General features: G+C 43.6%; 15 protein-coding genes. 5 read left to right on the top strand and 10 right to left on the bottom strand.

Annotation, left to right across the window (positions count from 1 at the left end):
* Positions 1-288: 288 nt before the first annotated feature.
* The 7 genes from BCV39_RS10805 to BCV39_RS10775 form a co-directional block, all read right to left on the bottom strand.
* The gene (locus BCV39_RS10805) at positions 289-5130 is read right to left on the bottom strand and encodes an NAD-glutamate dehydrogenase (protein WP_102432711.1); all 4842 of its coding nucleotides are present in this window, start codon (positions 5128-5130) and stop codon (positions 289-291) included.
* Positions 5131-5358: 228 nt separating this feature from the next.
* Positions 5359-5577, bottom strand: a complete 219-nt coding sequence (locus tag BCV39_RS10800) for a DUF2835 domain-containing protein (protein ID WP_004733645.1) — start codon at positions 5575-5577, stop codon at positions 5359-5361.
* Between the two features lie 227 nt (positions 5578-5804).
* A complete protein-coding gene (gene pepN, locus BCV39_RS10795; RefSeq protein ID WP_102432712.1) occupies positions 5805-8411 on the bottom strand; it encodes an aminopeptidase N in 2607 nt (868 codons plus the stop codon).
* 217 nt (positions 8412-8628) lie between these two features.
* Positions 8629-9312 carry a hypothetical protein gene (locus BCV39_RS10790; RefSeq protein ID WP_102432713.1) on the bottom strand — a complete coding sequence of 228 codons (684 nt, stop codon included), beginning with the start codon at positions 9310-9312 and terminating at the stop codon, positions 8629-8631.
* Between the two features lie 276 nt (positions 9313-9588).
* Positions 9589-11583 carry a carboxy terminal-processing peptidase gene (prc, locus tag BCV39_RS10785; RefSeq protein ID WP_102432714.1) on the bottom strand — a complete coding sequence of 665 codons (1995 nt, stop codon included), beginning with the start codon at positions 11581-11583 and terminating at the stop codon, positions 9589-9591.
* Between the two features lie 17 nt (positions 11584-11600).
* A complete protein-coding gene (proQ, locus tag BCV39_RS10780; protein WP_017057223.1) occupies positions 11601-12224 on the bottom strand; it encodes an RNA chaperone ProQ in 624 nt (207 codons plus the stop codon).
* Between the two features lie 97 nt (positions 12225-12321).
* Complete coding sequence (locus BCV39_RS10775; protein WP_057622357.1) at positions 12322-12813, bottom strand: GAF domain-containing protein; 492 nt, start codon at positions 12811-12813, stop codon at positions 12322-12324.
* Between the two features lie 89 nt (positions 12814-12902).
* Between BCV39_RS10775 and BCV39_RS10770 the strand changes: the two genes are divergently transcribed.
* The 4 genes from BCV39_RS10770 (at position 12903) to rsmF (ending at position 20250) form a co-directional block, all read left to right on the top strand.
* On the top strand, positions 12903-14699 hold the full coding sequence (locus tag BCV39_RS10770; RefSeq protein WP_102432715.1) for an ABC transporter ATP-binding protein: 1797 nt from the start codon (positions 12903-12905) through the stop codon (positions 14697-14699).
* A 54-nt stretch (positions 14700-14753) separates the two neighbouring features.
* Positions 14754-16037, top strand: coding sequence for a paraquat-inducible protein A (locus BCV39_RS10765; RefSeq protein WP_048660782.1), 1284 nt, complete (start codon positions 14754-14756; stop codon positions 16035-16037).
* On the top strand, positions 16024-18681 hold the full coding sequence (locus tag BCV39_RS10760) for an MlaD family protein (RefSeq protein WP_048661950.1): 2658 nt from the start codon (positions 16024-16026) through the stop codon (positions 18679-18681). The genes BCV39_RS10765 and BCV39_RS10760 overlap by 14 nt, the downstream gene beginning before the upstream one ends.
* Before the next feature lie 147 nt (positions 18682-18828).
* Positions 18829-20250 (top strand): 16S rRNA (cytosine(1407)-C(5))-methyltransferase RsmF, encoded by a 1422-nt coding sequence (rsmF, locus tag BCV39_RS10755; RefSeq protein ID WP_102432716.1) that lies wholly within the window; start codon positions 18829-18831, stop codon positions 20248-20250.
* Positions 20251-20555: 305 nt separating this feature from the next.
* Here the strand turns inward: rsmF and BCV39_RS10750 are convergent, their stop codons facing one another.
* The gene (locus BCV39_RS10750; protein WP_181359915.1) at positions 20556-21464 is read right to left on the bottom strand and encodes a S1-like domain-containing RNA-binding protein; all 909 of its coding nucleotides are present in this window, start codon (positions 21462-21464) and stop codon (positions 20556-20558) included.
* Positions 21465-21492: 28 nt separating this feature from the next.
* Here BCV39_RS10750 and BCV39_RS10745 point away from each other — a divergent pair, with 28 nt between their 5' ends.
* Positions 21493-22848: a hypothetical protein gene (locus BCV39_RS10745; RefSeq protein WP_048660779.1), complete on the top strand. Its 1356-nt coding sequence runs from the start codon at positions 21493-21495 to the stop codon at positions 22846-22848.
* 76 nt (positions 22849-22924) lie between these two features.
* Here the strand turns inward: BCV39_RS10745 and BCV39_RS10740 are convergent, their stop codons facing one another.
* Positions 22925-23410: a DUF4442 domain-containing protein gene (locus BCV39_RS10740; RefSeq protein ID WP_102432717.1), complete on the bottom strand. Its 486-nt coding sequence runs from the start codon at positions 23408-23410 to the stop codon at positions 22925-22927.
* A 164-nt stretch (positions 23411-23574) separates the two neighbouring features.
* On the bottom strand, positions 23575-24462 hold the full coding sequence (locus BCV39_RS10735; RefSeq protein ID WP_102432718.1) for a putative PEP-binding protein: 888 nt from the start codon (positions 24460-24462) through the stop codon (positions 23575-23577).
* Between the last annotated feature and the right edge of the window lie 70 nt (positions 24463-24532).

Raw genomic sequence — 24532 nt, 5'->3', positions numbered from 1 at the left:
ATTATTTACTTATTTACCCAACTATTCAATCTATTACTGTCTGTAAGGGTAAGATAATCGAGTTTGCTAACGAATGAGGTTCATTATTAAGCAAACGTTATCGTTTCTTCAGGTTATTAACCCATTTCTAATCTCAACCTTAGTACAGCCACCAACTCACTTAACAACAAACCACGTGTCCGTCGAGGTTGGTCCTTCAAAAATCGTTAGTTCTATTGATCCCACTTTACCGAAACGAAAAAGGCAGACCTTGTGGCCTGCCCTTATATTTTTCGTTTTATCTAGTGACTAGTCTTTCGACATGCAGTTTAGATTCAACAACATCAATTCACGTAACGCCACTGAGAACTTAGCAAACTCATGAACAGAACCCACTTTGAATTCGTTCAAGATGCTCTCCCAACGATGCAGAGAAACAGAGTTACTTTCCATCCAGTCATCAAGCGCTTTAATCACATCGATGTCTGAAGCACAGCCACAGTTAAGTACTTGGCCAGTTAGCTGACGTTGTTGCCAATCCAGATCTTCTCTGAATGCAGCACGTGCCAGCGCTTGCCAGTTGTTGTCTACAGCTTGGCCATTGATTTGCTTCAAGAACCAATGCAGTGACAAACGGTCGCCAAGGTTGAAGTAAAGCTTAGACGCTTGTTGGACTGTTTTACCTGTTTCACGAGCCACTGTGGATATATCCAGTGCTGAGTACAGGCTAGACAAACGAGCCACTGAATTAGCCAGCTCAGCATTTACACCTTGATCAATCCATAGTTGAGCCATTGCTTGATGCTCTTCTACTTCTGATGCGACTAGGTTTTCGTCCAGTTTTTCAGTAATCGCAGCCACATCACCTTGGTAAAGCTCAATCAATGCGTTCACTGACTGTTTACCCGTACGGTTTCTTAGCAACCAGCGTGCTAGGCGACGAAGCGTACGACGCACATGGTAAAGCAATTCGTATTGAGCTTCAGAACTTGAGATGTTGTCCAGTTCACGGATGCTCTTTAGTACCTTACCTAGACCGTAGATTTCACGTGATGCCGCGTAAGCATTCGCAATATCAACAATGTTCGCGCCCGTCTCTTCTTGCAAACGAGTCACAAAGTTACAGCCCATCTCGTTAACCATTTGGTTAGCAAGCGCAGTTGCAATGATCTCGGCACGTAGTGGATGGTTATCCATGTGCTGGGAGTAGTTACGGCGTAACTCCGTTGGGAAGTATTGCATCAGTTGTTGAGCATGGAACTCATCATTCGCAATATCATCACTTACAAGATCTTCTTTTAGAACCATTTTACCGTAAGCGATCAATACTGATAGCTCAGGTCTTGTTAGTGCTTGGCCTTGCTTCTCACGCTCTAACAGCGTTTCGTCATCTGGGATGTATTCCAAACCACGGTCTAAATACCCTGCTTTTTCCATTGTGTGGATGAAGCGGATTTGCTCTTTCACTAAGCCAACACCTTGATGCTCAGTCACAGAGATGGACTCAGCTTGGCAGTACGCATCATCTAGTACGATTTCACCAACTTCATCTTCCATTGACTCAAGCACTTGGTTACGTTGCTTAACGGTTAGATCACCATTAGACACTAAGCCATTCAAGAAGATCTTAATGTTAACTTCGTTATCCGAGCAATCTACACCACCAACGTTATCAACAAAGTCAGTATTCACTCGACCGCCCGTTAGAGCGTATTCAATACGACCCAATTGAGTCATACCCAAGTTACCGCCTTCACCAACAACCTTAGCTTTTAGGTCACGGCCATCAATACGTAGCACGTCATTTGCACGGTCACCCACATCAGTATGAGTCTCGCTAGAAGACTTAACGTAAGTACCAATACCGCCATTCCAAAGTAGATCAACCTGCATAGACAAGATCGCTTTGATCAAGTCGTTTGGTGCCATAGAAGCTTTCTTGGTACCCAGCATTTTCTGAATTTCAGGTGTTAGGGAAATAGACTTCGCTCGACGAGAGAAGATGCCACCACCTTGAGAAATCAGGTCTTTATTGTAATCTTCCCAGCTTGAACGAGGCAGATTAAACAGACGGTCACGCTCTACCCAGCTTGATGCCGACTCTGGATTCGGGTCAATGAAGATATGCATGTGGTTAAACGCAGCTTGTAAGCGAATATGCTTAGATAGCAGCATACCGTTACCAAATACGTCGCCCGCCATATCACCTACACCAATTGCAGTGAAGTCTGTGCTTTGACAGTTGATGCCCATTTCACGGAAGTGACGTTTAACAGATTCCCAACCACCTTTCGCCGTGATACCCATAGCTTTATGGTCGTAACCGTTAGAACCACCAGAGGCAAACGCGTCACCTAACCAGAAGTTGTACTCTTCAGCTACCGAGTTCGCTAGATCTGAGAATGTCGCGGTACCTTTATCGGCAGCTACAACCAAGTACGGGTCATCTTCATCGTGACGAACAACACTCTTAGGTGGGATAACCTCACCTTCAATGATGTTGTCTGATACGTCTAGTAAGGCACGGATGAAGCGCTTGTAACAACGTTGACCTTCAGCAAAGATCTCATCTCGGCCAGACATAGTGTGTTGACGCTTACAAACAAAACCACCTTTAGCACCAACCGGAACGATAACCGTGTTCTTAACTTGTTGCGCTTTAACTAGACCTAGAATCTCAGTACGGAAGTCCTCTTGACGGTCTGACCAACGTAAACCACCACGTGCTACTTTACCGCCACGTAGATGAACACCCTCAATATCTGGTGCGTAAACGAAGATTTCAAACGCAGGAACCGGCGCAGGGATATCTGGAATCTCGCTTGGTCTCATTTTCAGAGCCAACCAAGGTTTAGACTGCTTGTTCTCATCTACTTGGTAGTAGTTAGTACGAAGCGTTGCAGTGATCATTTCCATGTAGCGACGAATGATACGATCATCATCCAAGCTCTCTACATGATCCAACTGTTCAGTGATCTTCTTAATAAGATCTTGTTGGCCTTTCACGCTGCCCTTCAGTTTAGGATCGAAACGCTTGCCGAATAAGCTCACTAGCCCTTTTGCTAACTCTGGGTAATGAGACAATGTGTCTTCAATGTATTGTTGGCTGAATGGGAAACCCACTTGACGCATGTAACGAGCATAAGCACGTAAAATTGAGATTTCACGGCCAGAAAGACCAGCGCCAAGTACCAAACGGTTGAAACCATCGCTGTCTAACTCACCCGCCCAAATTGCTGCGAACGCTTGTTGGAAAAGATCGCGCGCTTCGCGAAGATCGATAGTCTTATCGCTCTTGTGCAACATCGAGAAATCAAGGATCCAATATGTCACACCATTAGTTTTACGCACTTCATAAGGTGATTCACCAATAACGCGTAGGCCAAAGTTTTCAAGCATTGGCATAACATCAGAAAGGTGAATTGGCTCATCGCTGTGGTAGAACAACTTCAAACGAACTGCTTTTGAATCTGCCGCCTCTTCTTGAGGACGGTAGAAAAGCATACCCAATTTGTTGTCTTCACTTAGTGCTTCTAAACGTTCAATATCCGCAACTGCAGAACCTGGCATCATGTCTTCTTTGTACGAACGTGGGAATGCACGCATGTACTCTTTCGACAATGGAAGACCTTTGCTCTCACCGAAGTTTGCAATGATTGATTCAGACAGACGGTCATCCCACGTAGACGATACTTCCATTAAATTTTGCTCAATTGTTTTCACGTCCACATCCATGTTGTTGTTATCAACACGAACAATATAGTGCGTTCTTGCTAGCGGGCTTTCAGAGAAGTACGTTGTAAATTCAACCTCTTCTTCACAACCAAAGTACTGTTTCAAGATGCGCTGTGTTTGGCGACGAAGCTCAGTGTTGTAACGATCTTTTGTTACGTAAACCATGCAGCTAAAGAAACGACCAAACGGGTCTTTGCGAACAAACAATCGCAGAAGATCGCGATCTTGCATTTGTACTACGCCCGTACCGACTTCTAGTAGCTCTTCTTCTCGAGCTTGCAGCAGTTCATCACGTGGGTAGTTTTCAAGAATGTTGTGCAGCGCTTTGTAAGAGTATGAACCTTCACGGTAACCACTCGCATCCAAAATACGTTCTACTTTCTCGCGAACAAGAGGAATCGTTTCAACGGTTTGGTTATAAACGGCAGATGTGTAAAGGCCAGTAAAGCGGTGCTCACCAATGACCTTACCGTTCTTATCGAACTTCTTAATACCAATGTAATCGTTGTAAGCTGGGCGGTGAATGCGTGAAGCCGTGTTGCCCTTGGTTACGATAAGTACATAAGGCTTTTTCGCTTCAAGGCGTGCCGAATCAGAAAACTCAGATAACTTAACGTTACGTACACGATCTGAGTTCGCAAACAAACCAAGACCTTGCTCCTTGGTCGGTTGCAGTTCAGTGTCGCCGTTAACTGAAACTAGGTCATATTCCTTATAACCCATGAATGTAAAGTTGTGTTCACCTAACCAACGAAGAAACGCCAACGTTTCATCAAAACGTTGGCCATCTACAGGAATGCTCTCTTTCTGCTTTTCTACTTGATTGGTTACTTCTTCAAGTCGTTCTACCATCTTCAACCAATCGTTCACAACTAAGCTAGTATCGGTAAAGATATCCAGTAGCTCCGTTTTAAGCGCTGTCATTTCAGCTTTACTGCTAAGACGGTCAACCTCAATATGGAAAAGCGATTGGAATGCACCTTCGTTATTGCTTACACCGACAACACTGCCCTTATCTGAGCGAGAGATTTGTGTTGGGTTATGAAGCATAAGGTGAGAAGAAAGGTCTAGGCGAGTCAATGCCATTTTTACGGAATCAACAAGGAATGGGCTGTCTGGAACGACTATCTCAACGATAGTATGAGTAGACTGCCAACCTTGACGACTTACCGTCGGGTTGAAAACGCGTACAGAGATTTCGTCGGCTTTCTTTTCATTGATGTGATGCCATAAGCTAACTACAGCACCATATAAATCGGATTCGTTTCTCTGAGTTAGATCGTCGTGAGAAACGTTACTAAACAAGTGTTGAGCAAGTTGAGTTACGAGAGGTCGATGAGCAAGGTCAAGTTTGTCTTGAATCAGCTTGTAAACTTTTTCAAGTAAAACTGGAACCACAGTTTCACGTGCGGTCATAGTCACACTCCACAATTAGAATTATATTTTATTATTAGGGGGATCACTTAAGCTAGTGTTTGAAACGTGCCGCTGAGCGCTTTTCTACTAACGAGTTAAGCAAAGGTAATGCATTCATTTATTGTAAAAGCATTATTGAAAAATAGTTAATTGTTTTGGAGGTGGTAAGAGGTGAAATGTTTGATTATGTGATTAAGATTCCTTTTAACTCACTAGGCACGCCAAGGTTTACAGAGCTTCCAACTTAATAAACTTATTTTTTTGGTCAGTTGTCAGCCTAAACTGCCCTCTAACCCCTATTTGTGTAAGAAATGGTCTGAATCGAGTTGCAGGTAACTGTAAACGTAAACCTGTTGTTGTTATCACTTGAACTTTACTCGCCGCACCAGAATAGCTGGCTAAAAACTGCTGATATGAGATGTTAAGTTGGAAAATATAGCGATTCATACGATACCTGTATAAATATACAGTGCCAGTATTTTTTGGCACTTGACGATGTCTGACTGTGAAACCTAGCTTGAAACTGAACTTGAAACTGAACTTGAAACTGCTCTAGCTTATCGAAAATTCGATGAACCAGAAACAAAAAATCAGTGGCAGATATTCTCTACCACTGACGACTTTTCTTGATCAGTAAACAGATTTAAGTAAACCGTTACTTGAGAACGTTTAACTTAAGCTTCTAGTGCCTTCGTTACTTTCTCAAATAAGTCTTTAGCTAGGTTGTCCATCCCCTTTAAAGTCTCAAGTTCTTTCTTGATCAGAACTTGGCGTTCATCATCGTACTTACGGAATTTAAGAAGCGGGTCAATCAGACGTGAAGCAACTTGCGGGTTACTGCTGTTAAGCTCACGCAAGATCTCGCCAGCAAACTCATAGCCCTGACCTGACTTGTCATGGAACTGTACCGGGTTCATGTTTAAGAATGAACCAACCAAGTTACGAATTCGATTCGGGTTCTTCAAACTAAACGCTTGATGTGACATCGATGCTTTGATCACTTCAAGAGCATTGGAACTTGGGTTTGTACCTTGTAGAGCAAACCACTTATCCATAACCAGACCATCGTGTTTCCACTTGTCGCTGTAATCCGCCATCAAGGTTTCACGACATGGTAGTTGCGCACTGTTTGCCGCACCCATTGCTGCCATTGTATCGGTCATGTTGTTTGCTTGTTGGTACATTGCAACAACCAAATCGTTACCCTGTTCTGTGTGCGCTAAGTAACTTAGGCAAACTTTACGTAAAGTGCGCTTACCAATCGAATCGTGATCGATTGTGTATTCAGTGAGAGCATTGCTGTGATAAACCGCAGCTAACTCGTCTTTAAGTTCAGCGGCTAATGTTACTTTCATTGAGTTAAGAACAGATGCAACCGCATCAATATCAACACGCTCGTACCAACCTGATACTTCATTATGGCTTGGCAGTGAAAGCATTTCTGCGATAAACGCAGGCTCTAGTGAATCACTCAGCAGTACGCCACGGAATGCATCAACAACAGAATCAGAAAGCTCAAATGCTTGACCCTGTTGAACCTTCTCAACGTTGCTGCGAATATACTTAGCCAATAGCATTTGACCAGCATCCCAACGAGAGAACTCATTGCGCGCATTCACCATCAAGAAGATAAGCTCTTCATCTGAATAGTCGTACTCCAATTTCACTGGCGCAGAGAATTCACGAAGTAGTGATGGGATTGGTTGTTCAGAAACGTTTTCAAACACGAAGGTTTGTTCCGATTCTTTGACATCTAATACGTTATTAACTGGCTTTCCGTTACATTGTAACTCAACAACATCACCTGAAGCCGTGTACAGCTCGATATCCAGAGGGATATGCAAAGCCTGCTTTTCAGTTTGCTCATGCGTTGGTGCCGTTACTTGGCGAGTTGTTAACGTGTATTGTTTGTTTTCTGCATCGTAATGACTTTCAACAGACAGCGTCGGCGTACCAGACTGGCTGTACCATAAGCGGAACTGAGATAGGTCAACGCCAGATGCATCTTCCATTGCCGCGACGAAGTCTTCACATGTTGCAGCCGTGCCATCATGACGTTCAAAGTAAAGCTTCATGCCTTTTTGGAAACCGTCTTCACCCAACAATGTGTGGATCATTCGGATCACTTCGCTGCCCTTTTCGTAAACAGTCAATGTGTAGAAGTTATTCATTTCTATCACTTTTTCAGGACGAATTGGGTGTGACATTGGGCTTGCGTCTTCAGCGAATTGTGGCCCGCGAATCATACGAACGTTGCTGATTCGGTTTACTGCGCGAGAGCCAAGATCAGACGAGAACTCCTGATCGCGGAATACGGTTAAGCCTTCTTTCAGACTTAACTGGAACCAATCGCGACAAGTCACTCGGTTACCAGTCCAGTTGTGGAAGTATTCATGGCCGATTACTGCTTCAATACCAAGGTAATCTGTATCCGTTGCAGTTTGGTCGTTTGCTAGAACAAACTTAGAGTTAAATACGTTCAGGCCTTTGTTTTCCATCGCACCCATGTTGAAGAAATCAACGGCTACGATCATGTATATGTCTAAGTCGTATTCAAGATTGAAACGCTCTTCGTCCCACTTCATTGAGTTAATCAAAGAAACCATCGCGTGGTTTGCACGGTCTAGATTGCCTTTATCAACAAAGATTTCTAGGTCAACTTTGCGACCCGATTGTGTAGTGTATGCGTCACGAAGTACGTCAAAGTCACCTGCAACTAAAGCAAATAGGTATGCCGGCTTTGGATGTGGGTCTTGCCACTTCACCCAATGACGACCGTTTTCAGCTTCGCCTTCATCTACACGGTTACCATTGCTTAATAAGAATGGGTTTTCTGCTTTGTCTGCGATTACTGTGGTGGTGAATTTCGCCAACACATCTGGGCGATCCATGTAATAAGTAATACGACGGAAACCTTCGGCTTCACACTGAGTACAGAACGCACCACCCGACTTATACAAGCCTTCAAGTGCACTATTCCCTTCAGGATTCACTTCAGTAACGATGGTTAGAGTGAATTCTTTTGGAAGGTCATTCAGCGTCAGTTGAGTTTCAGACTGCTCGTACTGAGTCCATTCGTTGCCTTCAACCAAAACAGAAACCAACTTCAAGCCTTCACCATCAAGTACTAATGTCGCGTTGTCTTTCTCCTGCTTAACACTAGAAACAGCCGTAACAATGGATGCTGAATCGTATAAATCGAAAGTAAGATCGATATCAGAAATAGTGTGAGATGGTGATTGATAATCTTTACGATACTTGGCTTGAGGTGTATGTGCCATGACGGGTTCCTTTTGATCGTTATACGTAATTATTTGTTAACTGTATATATCTAAAGGTTGAACGCCAAGAACACAAGAGGAATATTAAAAAAAGGAGGCATTGTAGGAAAATGCCTCCATGTTTTGCTATTTTATCAATCAAATCAGAAAGGAACGGCTAAGAAATGAACTGTGTACCATATTTTCAACGAGCCGATGTTATAGCTAAAACTCGTACTTAACGTATGCGATTAAGCACTGCTAACATGTCTCCCTCTTCACCTTGCAGCGTCAAGACATCACTGTTCAGTGTATATCGAGTACCGTGTTCACCGTTCTCATAAAGTAACACTAGCTGGTCGCCTTCGGTGTAATACACACCGCGACGAATGACTTCACCGCCTTCTTCATCTGACACTCGGAACATGAAGATAAAATCAGGTTGAAGCACTAAATCCATTTTTTGAATGTTACTCGCACGCAAATCGCTTCCAGACAGTTCGGCGCTTGACCAAATTCCAGCCAGGGCGTTGGGCAAGGCTTTGGTGAACATAACACCATTAAGATTCAGCATATTATGGTTGCTGCTGTACGCGTAAACCTGGGGCTCAGAAGTATTCAAACCCAAAATAATCGTATCTTCATTGGCGTTATACAAACCTTCCCAATGATCAACACTGTAGTCTTTCTTTTGGATATCGATAGTGAATGAGTAATTTGAATCGAGAGTGAGTTTGATTGCTCTAAAATTTTCAGTACCTTGCTCAGGATCTGGATTCATCAAATACCAATCGCCAAGCAACAGAGGAAGGTCAAAGTGAGATAGATTACTATCACTTTTGGATTGTTGACTGTTCGAAGCAACCTCGCTCCCAAAAGCAACAAAACTTAAACAAGATAAAATTAGTAGAATCCATTTCATACGCGCCCCCTCGTTTTCTTTAAGCTTAGGCTCGTAATGATTAGAAAGCGAAAAAATATGATCCAAGTCACTAAATTTTAAGTACGAAGTAACTTAAATGTCATTATTCAACGAAAAACAGAGCTAAATACCCCTTAATATTGCGTGTTCTTTACGACGATCTCAACGGTTACAATCAGATATTCCTGTCAAATCATAGACACAAAAAAAGCGAGCCTAGGCTCGCTTTTTAAAATAGTACGTCTATAAACAATCACCTTTTAACAGGCATTCTGTTTATTTTTTGATCATATCCAGCATGATAGCAACTGATTCATCAAGATAAGCATCCGGGGCTTCGTAGTCTTTTGGAATATCATCCAACGTTTTAAATGCCTCTAATTTAGCGGCTTTTTGACGTTGGTTAATACGCTCTAGACGAAGCACATCCGCATCATCACTCTCTTGTTGACGAACCTTTTCATTGAGAGAAAGGTCGTTGTCGTCTTTATCTGCCTTATATTTTTCAATATCTTGCGCGATAAAGCCAAATTCCATGTCTGTTGCGATACGAGCTTGGTGTTTAGCCGTCAACGCTGCGATCTGCTCATTGTTACGCTGTAACACTGAGTACTTCGCTTTGTCGATACTGTCCCAAGGAAGAGCATTGTCTTCAACACTTTCACCAGTATCGGCAGGATCTATTGGCGTTGGGTAAGCAATATCAGGCACTACGCCCTTGTTTTGCGTACTACCACCATTGATTCGGTAGAATTTCTGGATTGTGTATTGAACGTAACCCAACTCTTTATCGAACAAATCATAAATATGATTCAAAGAGCGATGCTGTTGCACCGTACCTTTACCGAAAGAGTTTTCACCCAAGATAATTGCACGACCGTAATCTTGCATCGCTGCTGCAAAGATTTCAGATGCTGAAGCACTATAGCGATTCACCAATACCGTTAACGGACCTTGGTAACTGATTTGGCCATCGGTATCACTGTTCACTTTAACACGACCGTAGCTATCACGAACCTGAACAACAGGTCCCTCTTTGATAAACAAACCAGAGAGTTCGGTTGCTTCAGTCAGTGCACCACCACCGTTGTTTCGAAGGTCAACAATAATACCTTCAACACCTTGCTCTTTAAGCTCGGTGATCAGTTTATCGGTATCTTTAGAAAGGCCAACATAGAAACTTGGTACTTCTAGTACACCAACCTTCTTGCCATCTTTCTCGATAACTTCTGACTTTACAGCGCGGTCTTCTAAACGAATCTTATCGCGTACAATTGTGACAACGTGACTTTTTGCATCTTTACCGTCTGGCAAGATCTGTAGCTTAACTTTAGTCCCTTTCGGTCCTTTAATTAATTGCACTACATCGTCTAAACGCCAGCCGATAACATCAACAATCTCTTCACCATCTTGACCAACTCCAACAATACGGTCGCCATCGCTCAATTGTTTACTATTTGACGCAGGGCCACCAGCAACTAAAGATCGAATAACGGTGTAGTCGTCTGTCATCTGAAGTACAGCACCAATACCTTCTAGAGATAGATTCATCTCGGATTGGAATTGCTCTGCATTTCTTGGAGAAAGGTAACTGGTGTGCGGATCAACTTCTCGCGCGAATGCGTTCATGTAGATTTGGAAAGCATCTTCGTTGTGCGATTGCGTAATACGCTTCATCGCATTGTTGTAACGCTTTTCCAAAACTTCTTGAATCTCTGGCCACTCTTTACCAGTAAGTTTTAGATTCAACGCATCGTATTTAACGCGTTTTCTCCAAAGCTCATTCACTTCAGCGATATCTTTTGGCCATTCCGCTTCGCTACGATTTAGCTCAATACTTTCATCGGTATCAAACTTAATCTCTGTATCTAGCAAAGACAATGCATATTGAAAACGTTCAAAACGCTTCTGCATAGACAAATTATAAACATCGAATGCAATCTGGTTATTACCCGCTTTCAGTTGATCATCAATTTGTGTAGATGACGCAACGAAAGAGTCAATATCAGCTTGAGTGAAGATATTACGATTATAATCCAGCATCTCTAAGTAACGATTAAAGATAGCTTGAGAGAAATCATCGTTGAGATTGAAGTGTTTATAGTGAGAACGAGTAAATCGAGAAGTAACACGTTTACTAGCAGTTTCGTGTTGGACCTCAGGAGCGAGTAGAGGTAAATCGTCCTGATCTAATTTGGCTTCGAGAGCCTGAGCTGAAGCTGCTAGCCAAAAGCTAGCAGCAATCAGTGTCAATTTTGAACGGCATTTCATGCGTAGGAGTATCTCCTTTAAGCGCGCAAGTGCTCCGCTTTAACAACCATTTGTAGGCCGTTTGCTAACTGAACACGCACATCTTCCTTATTGATTTCAACAATGGTCGCAGCCATGTTTCCTTTACCCATGTTCACATTTACTTCTTTGCCAGCGATGAATTCGTCAGCGTTCAAAGCGCGTGTTTCTACAGGCTTTTCTACTTTTGGTGCTTTAGGCGCTTGACGACGAGGCTGTTGAGCTTTCTTCGCCTTAGGTTTCGCTTTGCCTTCTTCACGAGCTTTTTGTGCTTGTTCTTTACGACGAGCCTGAACTTTCGCTTTGCTTTCTGCAAGTGTAGCTTTAGCGTGTTCAACGTGCTCTTCTTCTAGAGTGCCACACGCGTTGCCGTCTAAGTCAACACGTTCTGCGCCAGCTTTTACGCCGTGCAGGTAACGCCATGATGATGTGTACTGTCTTAACGCTGCACGAAGCTGAGTCTTACTTACTTTTTCATCTTCATTAAGACGTTCAGCAAGATCTTGAAAAATACCAATTTTAAGTGGCTTCGCTTCACCTTCTAGAGTAAAGCATTTAGGGAAACATTCAGCAATATATGCGATAACTTCTTTGCTGTTTTTTAACTTTTCAGTGTTTTCCATGTGGGTTCCTGGTTTTTGCGGTTTTCCGCGAGCATTAAGAAAATATTTTTACGTATTATAGAGAGATGCTTGGGAAAAACCACAGTAAGAGAATAATTTATGCCTTGTTCGCGTGCGAATTAAGCAGCTTTTCCACTTCTGCCATGAAAAATGTCAATCCGTCCTCGTCAATTTGAGAAAAACGGCCAACATTTGGGCTATCGATATCAAGAACACCCGCTATTTTTCCACCAATAGAGAACGGAATTACGATTTCAGAGTTACTTGCAGCGTCACAAGCGATATGACCTTCGAACTCATGAACATCATGAATACGCTGAACGGTATTCGTCGCAACCGCAGTTCCACACACTCCACGCCCTACCGGAATTCGCACACAAGCAGGTTGACCTTGGAAAGGACCCAGTACAAGTTCGTCTTTTTCCTTAGCTTGATCCTGCTTCATTAAATAGAAACCCGCCCAATTCAAGTCATCCAATTCCATGAATAATAATGAACTGATGTTAGCAAGATTAGCAGTTAGATCGATTTCTGATTCAATTAATGCAACGGCTTGTTTGGTTAAGCGTTGGTAATGTTCTATTTTCATATTAACTTCCAATTAAATTGAGACTTCCATTATCAAGAGAACGCAGTAGAATGCGACCATCAAACTAAATAGGACTTATTCTCATTACAATGAACGATTCAGAAGACACTATTAGCCGTTCTTGGTTAATAACTCAAGTAAAAAAACACAAGTCCAAATTACTGTTTGCTAACATTATTGCCATACTTGCAACTCTCATCAGTGTCCCTATCCCGTTGCTCATGCCATTAATGGTTGATGAAGTATTACTTGATAAGCCGGCTTCTGGCTTAGATATGATGAACCACCTACTTCCAACATCGTTGCAGACACCCACTGGCTATATTGCACTGACTTTACTGTTAGTCATTATCATGCGTACCGTTAGCCAAGCGTTGAACATTCTACAAGGGCGTCAATTCACGCTCGTCTCCAAAACAATTACCTATCAAATGCGTAGCAAGATGATAGATAAACTTGGCCGTATTAGTATTCGACAATACGAGACCAAAGGCAGCGGCGGCATTAATGCTCACCTAATAACAGACATAGAGACAATCGATAAGTTCATTGGCTCAACGCTCTCTAAGTTCCTCATCAGCTTCTTAACTGTGTTCGGCACCGCGATCGTGTTGTTATGGTTAGAATGGCGTTTAGGGTTGTTCATTCTACTGGTCAATCCTGTTGTTATTTATTTCTCTCGTAAACTAGGCAGCAAGGTTAAGCACCTTAAAAAGTACGAGAACCAATCTTTCGAACGTTTTCAGAATCGCTTGGTGGAAACCTTAGATGGTATTTATCAGCTGCGTGCAGCGAATAAAGAACGCATTTTTCTCGATGAGCTTAAGATTCAAGCAAACCAAGTAAGAATCGATGCCGACAAATACGCTTGGCAATCTGAAGCTGCTGGCCGCGTTTCGTTTCTCCTCTTCTTGTTAGGTTTCGAGCTTTTCCGCGCTGTCGCTATGCTAATGGTTCTATTCAGTGACTTAACCATTGGTCAGATTTTTGCGGTATTTGGTTACTTATGGTTCATGTTGGGCCCGGTTCAAGAGCTGCTAGGGATTCAATTCTCTTGGTATAGTGCAAAAGCGGCACTGCAACGCATCAACGATCTACTTCAATTAGAAGAAGAGAAGCGCCCGATTAGCAAAGTAAACCCGTTTTATGAAGATCAAGAAGTGACAGTCGACATCGAAGACGTTACATTCTCTTACACATTAGAAAACACTGTTTTAAATAGGCTATCACTACACATCCCTGCAGGTAAGAAAGTCGCTTTGGTGGGTGCGAGTGGTGGTGGTAAATCTACCTTAATCCAGTTGCTAATTGGGGTTTACCAAGCGGACTCAGGTTGCATTCGCTATAACGGTGAAACAACCGACGACATCAGCTTTGATGTAATACGTAATCAAATTGCCGTTGTTTTACAACAACCTATACTCTTTAACGATACATTGAGGCATAATCTGACCCTTGGTGCTGAATACGATGAAATGTCGTTGTGGCGTGCGCTTGAAGTCTCTCAAATGCAAGATGTCATCAAGCAACTCAGCAATGGCTTAGATACACAGATTGGTAGGAATGGAGTCCGACTGTCTGGCGGTCAACGACAACGCTTAGCAATAGCTCGTATGGTGCTGAGCAATCCTAAGTTTGTTATTCTTGATGAAGCGACATCTGCACTCGATACAGCAACAGAGTCAGCACTGCATAAAGCGTTGAGCGAGTTTTTGAAAGATCGCACAACTTTGATAGTGGCTCATCGATTATCAGCGGTGAAACAAGCCGATCTAATCTATGTTTTAGAAGATGGGCAAGTCACACAAACGGGAACACATGGTGAATTGGTTGAACAACAAGGACTTTATCAAACACTCTACGGCAGTGTGCAATCGCACGCCTGATGTTTGTAGTCCTAAGCATTTAAGTCGGGCATCGAGCCTAACTGACGTTTCAACTTGGGAGGTCGCGTGACCTCCCCATTCCCCACCAACCCTTTATCAACTCAGCATCAATGCGATAGTAGCTCAGTGCGCCTTTGTCAGGGCTGCGAACTCCCCGTTGATAAAATGGACATCCCTTTAGGGAAATCCGCTTACTGCCCAAGGTGTGGCACTCAGCTTTATAGAGGCGGCACCCCTAGCCTGTCTGGAAACCTAGCAATCGCTGTCACTTGTTTATTGCTATTTATCCCATCGCACTTTTTCGAATTCATCAGTATTCGCTTGATTGGTGTCATGATACCCGCGACTTTACCATCCGGCGTCTTTACCTTAATGGGCGAAGGTTTCCCTTTGCTTGGTTTGCTGATTCTGTTCTGCAGTTCGATCGCTCCGTTGCTTGTATGTAGCTCGGTGCTCATCACCCATGTATCACTGCGTTTTAAGATCTTCACACCCTTTCGCTATGCATTAGCCATTATTCAGACCCTCAAACATTGGATGATGTTGGATGTGTTTCTGGTAAGTTTGGCGGTCTCATGTTTCAAACTGCAAGATTACTCAGATATTTTTGTAGGCCCAGGATTGGTTGGCTTGATTCTTCTGCAACTTTTCAGCGTATTGTTGGTAAGCCGTATCAGTGTGCGTCGCTACTGGGAAGCTTGGGCAAAAGAATCTGACTACTCTTTTGCTGAAAGTAAGAACATACACTGTCACAACTGCCACCTATCTCAACCGGATGGACATACTTGCGTGCGTTGTCACCATGACTTATACCACCGCAAGCCCTACTCTATACAGAAGACATGGGCTCTGCTGTTTGCCGCATCAGTGGCTATTGTGCCAGCCAACGTTATTCCGATTTCTATCCTTATAACAAACGGACAAAGGCTAGAAGACACCATAATTTCTGGTGTCGCGTCGCTGATAAATAGCGATATGTACGGCATTGCAGCGATCATTTTTATTGCCAGTATCGTCGTGCCCGTCGCGAAAATACTCGGCCTCGCGTACATCTTAATCTGTATCAAGATGAAGCGCGCCGTTTACCACAGACAACGCATGACCATCTATTTCATTGTGAAATGGGTGGGGAAATGGTCGGTGATGGACCTGTTCGTTATTTCGATCATGATGACCTTGGTCGACCGTGGACAGATTTTAAACTTTACACCAGGTTATGGTGCAGTCGCTTTTGGCGTCGTAGTTGTTCTCACGATGCTGGCAGCGGAAAGCTTAGATCCTAGGCTAATTTGGGATAACTATACCTCTAAAGATGAGTCAGTGAATGAACAACGATAACCAATCACAAACGTCATATTCACCAGAAGTAAGGAAAAACAAAGGCATCTCACCTTTGTGGATTCTACCGATATTAACCGTTGCATTAGCCGGTTGGTTGGTCATGAAATCGATACACGATGCTGGGCAACGTGTGCAGATATACTTCTCAGATGCCGCAGGTTTAGTCGCAGGTCGAACAACGATTCGTTACCAAGGCTTAGAGGTGGGTATGGTGCGTGACATCACCTTGTCCAAAGATTTATCGAGCATCTACGTTGATGCTGACATCTACCCAGAAGCTAAGAAGCTTCTCTCAAAAGGCACTCGTTTTTGGCTTGTGAAGCCAACGGCAAGTTTGTCGGGTATCTCAGGGTTAGACGCTCTTGTTTCAGGTAACTATATTGCTATACACCCGAGCGAAACCAAAGAAGACCCAGAAACCGTTTTCCAAGCCTTAGAATCATCCCCTTCCGACTTACTGGCTTCTGAAGGTTTGAATATTTCACTGACGACCAAAGATCTAGGCGGTGTGTCTGTTGGTTCTCAAATCGTTTACCGCAAAATTCCAATTGGTGAGGTTTACAACTACCAACTAAACGACAACGCTAAATCCGTTACGATTCAAGCATCGATTAAAGACGAATACAGCCATATCATCACCGACCAAAGCCGCTTTTGGAATGTCAGTGGTTTGGGTGCAAGTATTGGTTTTTCTGGTGTTGATGTTCGCTTAGAAAGCCTAAGTGCATTGCTTGGCGGTTCAATTGCGGTCGACTCTCCGGGAGAAGGCCAACCGGTTGAGATGAATACCAAGTTCAAGCTCTACCCAGATTTGAAAACAGCGGGTCGTGGTATCTCTATCAAGATCGCCGTTCCCGATGATAACAAGATCAGTGCAACGGGTGCTCCGATCATGTATCGCGGCATCGAAATCGGTCAAATTACCGATTTATCGTTAAGCGAAGGTCGCGAAAACGTCGTTGCATCTGCCGCTATCCAACCGGCATTCAGTGACTTTTTGAATAGCGGCAGTAAATTCGTTCTAGAAGAAGCAGAACTGTCGCTTACAGGCATGAAAAATATTGCCAACTTAGTGACAGGTAACTTTTTAACCTTGGTACCGGGTGAAGGTGAAAAAGCACGTCGATTTACTGCGATCCGTAAAAACGAGTTCAGTCAGGAACAAGAAAAGTCGGTCGCGATTCGCTTAACCTCAAACAATTCATTCGGGCTGGATGTCGGTACACAGCTTCTTTACAAAGGTATTGCTGTTGGCTCTATCATCCATGTGGGATTGGTTGATGGTGTTGGGACGGGCTCTGATAAGCACGAAGTGTTCATGGATGCACTTATCGATAATGAATACGCGCACCTTATCAAAAGCCACAACCGTTTCTTTGTGACAGGCAGTGCGACGGCAGAGCTAACCGAGTCAGGCTTGAGTGTTACGGTCCCACCGGCGAAGCAGCTTCTTACTGGCTCAATTAGCTTTGTGAGTGAAGGAAAATCTGAGGCTAGAACGAATTACCAGCTTTTCCAAAGTAAATCGTTAGCAGAAATCGCCAAGTTTAATCAGTCTGGTTCAAAGACGCTTTCGTTGTTTGCGAGTGAACTGCCATCAATTTCTAAAGGCAGCCCACTACTCTACCGCAACCTACAAGTGGGTAGTATTTCTGATTTTCAGCTTGCAGACGGTGGCGTAAGAATTAAGGTCACGATCGAAAATCGTTACACGCACTTACTCAATAAACATACCGTTTTCTGGAACCGTTCAGGCGTTGAGGTTGATGCGTCGCTATCGGGTATAAGTATTAAAGCTGCACCGGTTAAAACCCTTATCCAAGGCGGTATTGCTTTTGACTCTCTGCCGGGAATCGACAACAAACTCGGCGATGTGTGGAAGCTTTATAAAGATTCGAAATCCGCTCGAAAATTTGGCCGCGCGATTACCATCACCTCTTCCGGCGATCAAGAAGTCAGCAAGGGCATGGCGATCAAATATCAAGGTGTCACTGTTGGTGAGGTTACTTTGGTGATTCCGAACTTCAACAAGGGCGGTATTGAAATTACTGCGCGTATTTTACCAGAGTACGTCGACAAGATTGCCGTGGCGAACAGTCACTTCTGGTTAGCTGAACCTGAGATTGGCCTTAACGGCATCAAAAACGTCTCTGCGCTGCTCTCTAAGCACATAAATGTAGATCCTGGCAAAGGCGAAAGAAACACGAAATTTAAGCTCAGCAAAGGACCAGTGCAGCCTGAAGGTAAGATATTCCAGCTACAAAGCGAAACGCGAGGCTCGGTATCTGAAGGCACACCTATCCTATTCCGTGAGCTAGAAATCGGCAGTGTTATCGATGTTCAGCTAGGCGAGTTTGCTGACCGTATCATCTCTACAATTCAAATCGAGCCAGACTATGCCTACCTAATCCGCGCAAACACTGTGTTCTGGAACGTATCGGGCGTCGATGTCTCTATCGGTCTGTCAGGCGCAAACATCAAAGCTGGAACGGTAGACAGTTTATTACGAGGTGGTATTACATTCTCAACGCCACCGACGAATGAACTTCAACCAGTGGCAAGCGAAGATCAGTCTTTCTACCTCTATCCTAAAGCCGAAGATGAGTGGAAGTCATGGAGAACTGCGATTCCTCGCCCATAGTGAATCCCCTGACATTCCAGGAAGATTAATTCTTCATCAAAATGCAGCCATTAGGCTGCATTTTTGTTGTTTGCTGTAAATATGGTTTAGGGCGGCCTCATTTTGCTTTAAACTCCACGTATTAATGCAATAAATCGAGATACTCTTTTGCACGCTAACGTATATATTCCTGAAGAATTCCTAACGCACATCGAAGCAATCATGCCTAGTCATCTAGATATGGCTTCTTTTGTCGCATCATGCCAAAAACCACTTCGTAAAAGTATTCGAGTCAACACATTGAAAATCAGTGTTGAAGACTTCCTAGTACGAGCAAAAGAGAAAGGCTGGGAACTGGAACCTGTACCTTGGTGCGAAACGGGCTTTTGGATTACAGCGGACGAAAGTGAAGCGCCACTAGGTAATACGGCAGAACACATGTCTGGTCTTTTCTACATCCAAGAAGCCAGCTCGATGATGCCACCTTCGGCACTTTTCCAAGGCGAAGCTGATTACCAAGCGGTGTTAGACACGGCGGCTGCACCCGGTTCTAAAACAACGCAAATCGCTGCGCTAATGAATAATCGCGGCGTATTGGTTGCCAACGAATACGCAGCAAGCCGTGTGAAAGTCCTTCACGCTAACATTGAACGTTGTGGCGTTCGTAATGCAGCTCTAAGTAACTTTGACGGCCGTGTATTTGGTGGATGGCTACCAGAACAATTTGATGCTGTACTGCTTGATGCACCCTGCTCTGGCGAAGGTACCATTCGTAAAGACGCTGATGCGATGAAGAACTGGACGTATCAATCTGTGGTCGACATTGCCGACACGCAAAAAGATCTGATTGAAAGTGCATTCCACGCGCTTAAACCTAATGGTGTGTTGGTTTACTCAACGTGTACGCTTAGCACCGAAGAGAACCAACAAGTGTGTCATCACTTAAAAGAGACCTTTGGTGACGCGGTTGAATTTGAATCTTTAGAGTCACTGTTCGACAACGCAAAAGCAACCACGACAGAGGAAGGTTTCCTTCATATCTTCCCACAGGTGTATGACTCAGAAGGTTTCTTCGTTGCACGTATCCGCAAGCTAGCGTCTGTGACACCACCAGAAGTTAAAAAGCGTATGGGTAAATTCCCATTTGAAAAAGTATCAAAGAAAACTCAGCAAGAAGTCGCTGAACAACTAATAAGTGCTCTCGATATCGAACTGCCAAGTGACACTCAAGTTTGGATTCGTGACAAAGACGTTTGGCTATTCCCAGAAGCGCTCGAGCCAATGATCGGTGAATTCCGCTTCTCTCGTATGGGCATCAAGATCGCAGAAACTCATAAAAAGGGTTACCGCTGGCAACACCAAGTGGCAACGACGCTAGCCACAGGCAATGAAGCCAACATTGTAGACCTGAGCATCCAAGACGCTCGTGAGTGGTTCATGGGACGAGATGTTCGCCCGGAAGGCTTGTCAGGTAAAGGCGAAGTACTAGTGAAGTACAATGGTGCAATCATCGGCCTTGGTAAGTGGGTTGGCAACCGAGTGAAGAATGGTTTACCACGCGAACTCGTCCGCGATAAGAACCTTTTCTAGTCGCTCGATAAAAGCTCACACTGTAATGAAACAACAAAAAGCCCAAACAACGTTAATTGTTTGGGCTTTTTCTATTCTCGTCGGCAACTTTATTTCGAGGGAAAGCATTGTAAAATCAATAGTTAATTTATACAAATATCAATTCAAGTCACTATTTTTAATAACAAAAATCGCTTACTGGAGAATTTAAACTAGACTTCAATCTAACAGTTAAAGAATTAAAACGATTAGCGTAGGCTCTTCGGAGCCCTTTCCCCTAAGCCCAAACAGGAAGGTTTGGGCTTTTTTTTGACCGAGAGTATCGCTTATTTAACTAAGCTGATGCCTTCTTTGTCGATCGTGATCTTGCCAGATTTGTACAAACCACCAATCGTCTTCTTGAACGTACCTTTGCTGGTTCTAAATGCAGAGAAAATAACCTCGGGTGAAGACTTATCATTCAAAGGCAGGTAACCGCCTTTCTTCTCAAGCAGGTCAAGAACCTTAGTGCTTAGGTCATCCATCTTAGCGACGCCAATTTTCTGAAGAGACAGATCAATCTTACCGTCTTCTTCACGAACGTTTTTAATGTAGCCTTTTAGCGTTTTACCAATGAATAGCTTACCGATGATGTCTGACGGGAAAATCATGCCCCAGTGTTCACCGTTCACAATCGCTTTGTAACCCAATTGGCTGCGCTCAGCGATAATTAGATCGACTTGTTCATTTTGCTTATAAGCCGCTGGCGTTTTGTCTAACCATTTGTTGAACTTCGTGGTACCAACAATACGGCTCGATGCTTTATCAATGTAGACATATACTAAGATTGACTGACCTTCGTTTAAACGGCCGCGCTGCTCGCTGAAAGGAACAAGAAGGTCTTTACCTTTCACGCCCCAGCTCATGAATGCACCAGTGCTGTTAACACCTTCAACCGTCATTAAACCAAACTGGCCTACTTGAGCGATCGGTTTTTCAGTGGTTGCAGCGATCTGGTTGTCAGAATCAATGTATAAAAAAACATCTAGCTTTTGACCAATTTCAACACCTTCAGGAGTAAATCGTTTCGGCAGCAACACGGTTCCATAGTCGCTAGCGTCAAGGAATACACCGAAGTCTGCTTGTTTTACTACTTCTAAGTTGTTTATTTGACCAATATTAATCATCAAGATTGTCTCTACTTTAAATTTGGCAGAGATTATACGTGATCTCTGATATGCTTTCGCTAGTTTCATTCATATTTTTACATTCTAGGAGACATCGTTGATCACCGTTGATAAACAAGATGCGATAACACTTAAAATTAACCATGCCATGGCTAAGACAAAAAAGCTCGACATGGACGTTTATCTATTCATTCCCGGTGAACTTGGACTAACTCCTGAAGTACTTTCTGAAAGTGCCTTTTTCTACAGCTCAATCACTCAAAAACGTGCCTACTACAGTGACAAAACACTTTTACCGTTGGTGCACAGTCGCTTAGCTAAGCGTGGACGATTGTCGATTACGCAGTATCGTGTCAGTTTGAGTTTGTTCGCCTATCAATATGTTATCGCGTTAGATAAAGCGGTAAGTAGCCTGAATAAAAATGATAGTGACGACGTAACGGCTGATGAAGTAGATGAAGTTATTGAGCTCGCGTTAGACATACTGAAAAAGCTTCGTCGTAGTATTCCTTATGAAGAGAACCTCAAACGCTACTACGCAAACATTGATAACTACCTTTCATGGTACACAGAGCAAAAATTCTTATCGTTGGTGTCACATATGCCACGTGGCAGCGAATACTCGACGATAAAAGAGCGACTCTTGACGCTTTGTGATAAGGAAACCGCTCACCGCAAGCTCAACCGTTACAACTCAGCTAAGGTACGTGAAGACGTCACCCGCCTGAGTAACAAGATGCGACTGCTGCGACGTTTGATAGAACACCCTATCGTCCTCAAGGAGAAGACCACTTCCATGGGTAAAAACGTCAAACGTGCCGTTAAAGGTATTGCGACAGGTTTGGTGATGGTTGTCGTGACCACTACCGTAATCTTGGCTCGTGACTTTCTTGGTGAGATTACCGCCTCCTTCATCGTGGCGATGTCATTCATCTATGCGTTGCGTGAAATCTTCAAAGATGACTTGAGAGACATCCTGTGGCGATGGCTGCGTAAAGGCAAGCCGAAATGGAAGCGTCGTTACTATGACCCAACGACCAATAAGTCTGTCGGCCATAAACTGGAATGGTTGGACTACGCGAACTTTTCGAAGCTTGCAGATCGTATTCAATCAATTCGTAAGAAGCGTGTAGTGCAACGTGAAGAGCAGATCTTGCATTATCGCTCTCATACTGAGATGTCGACATCGACGTTCATGAGTGGTTATGAAGAGACCCGTGAAACTTTATCCATCAGCTTAAGAGCGCTGACACGATTAATGGATAAGGGTTCAAATAAGGTATATCGCTTGAATGAAGGGCAAGTCAGCCGTGAATCAGTAGAAAAGCGCCACTTACTCAACCTGATCATTAAAGAAAATAATCACGATAACGAACCGACCTATTACCGTTGGAAAATCGTGATGAACCGTTCAAAGATCGTCGACATCGAGCAAATCACTCAAGAATCTTAATCTTGTTACGGTATGTGGATATTCAATTCACATACCGTTCTTGTCACTAATTCAACGGTTACCTTTTACTTTCAAACTATTTTCGAGACGGGACTTTCTTAATCGAAAGCGTTAGCGTGAACTCGGCCATCGGCTCGTCGCCATGCAAAGATGGGCAAGTCGCGATAATAGTTACGGGTTGATTCACTCGCTCCCCAGTGGAAATGGTTTCTGCAAGCATAGTGTTGATCAACTCACCGTCGTTACAAGTGAAATGCACATCGCCTTCTGGACGCTTTAAGAAGTTACCCGTCACCTCTTTAAATGCCAACGAAATCTTTTCACCTTGCTGCTGAGATTTGCTCATCGCAAGAAAGCCCCCCGCCACATCAGCACCCACAGCCAATACGCCAAAGTACATGCTATTAAGATGGTTCTTCGTTCGTCTTTTAAGAGGGATTTTGACCTCAACATGTTGGTTATCCAGTGCGAGCAATTTTGGCCTGCACAGCCAGATCAGAGGCACTTTGAAAAAACCAAACATGCTCAAGTAGAAATTTGCTTTTTGTAGAGGGGTCAACATTCGGATTACCTAGTCAAATCAGTCATCAGACCAGTTAATCGATTAGCGATAGGGATGTCAAAAAAATGTTACAAAAAAGAGATATCATCGCATAATGATATCTCTTTCATTCTCAAAGCTTTAGCGCTTCAAGCAAGTTGATTTAACTTAAACAGCAAGCCGATTTATGCAGTCACGACCGTTTCTACGCCTTCAAGATCGGCAATGTAACCTTGTAGACGCGGGTAATCCACCAAGCCTTGAGTCACCAGCAGTACAGGCTTCTTCGCATGCAGCGTCGCTTTAACAATCATATCTAACAAGGTAATAACAGCCTCGTTTTGTGGATCGAAAGCGTGTTTCTGAGCTTCATTGTCCTTATCTACACCTAAAGTGAAAGACGCTAAGCTATCAACGTTTACCACAACACCATCAAAGTAATGTAGTAGACGTTCGCTCAGTAACACTGCAGACGGCACATCACACGAGAACAGTACTTTCAAACCATTCAGGCCGCGTGGTAAGCCTTGCTCTGCAAGCAGATCAATAATCTTAGCTGCATCGCTTAATGCTCGTACATACGGTACAACCACTTCAACGTTAATGCCCTGCTCTCGCAACGTTTTAATGACCTGGCACTCTAAAGCGAAAGCCTTGCTGTACTCTGGTGTCGCGTAACGAGCAACGCCACGAACGCCTAGTGCTGGGTTAATCTCTTCAGCTTCACAGTTACCGCCAAGCAGCGAACGGAAGCCATAACTGTCTGCACTGCTTAATGCGATACGAACAGAAGTGTGATTTGGCTGAACGGCAGCTTGAATCGCAATCACCAAGGTCGAAACAAAATGCTCATCAACTGTTTTATCACCAAGGATCGCATTTAAAGACGTTTTTTCGATATCAGTAAGTGTATCTAAATGACTTTCAATACTTGGGTGGTAGAAGACGCGGTCCATTACCAATTCGGATAATGAAACGTATAAGTGGTTGGAATTATTATTATCGTTGTAAGAAGGCAGCACATCACCTAAAACAAGTTCTGGGTGCAAAGTGCTTTGATTTTCTTGAGTCATTGCTGCTCCAGCATTTTTATGTTGTGTTCAAACGAAAATACCGATAGCTGCCTGTTAATACAAGTGAAAA

The organism is Vibrio sp. 10N.286.55.E10 (genome assembly GCF_002872555.1).
Taxonomy (GTDB): domain Bacteria; phylum Pseudomonadota; class Gammaproteobacteria; order Enterobacterales; family Vibrionaceae; genus Vibrio; species Vibrio crassostreae.
Note: the sequence above shows the minus strand (reverse complement) of the source record. Positions and strands in the feature narration are given on the sequence as shown.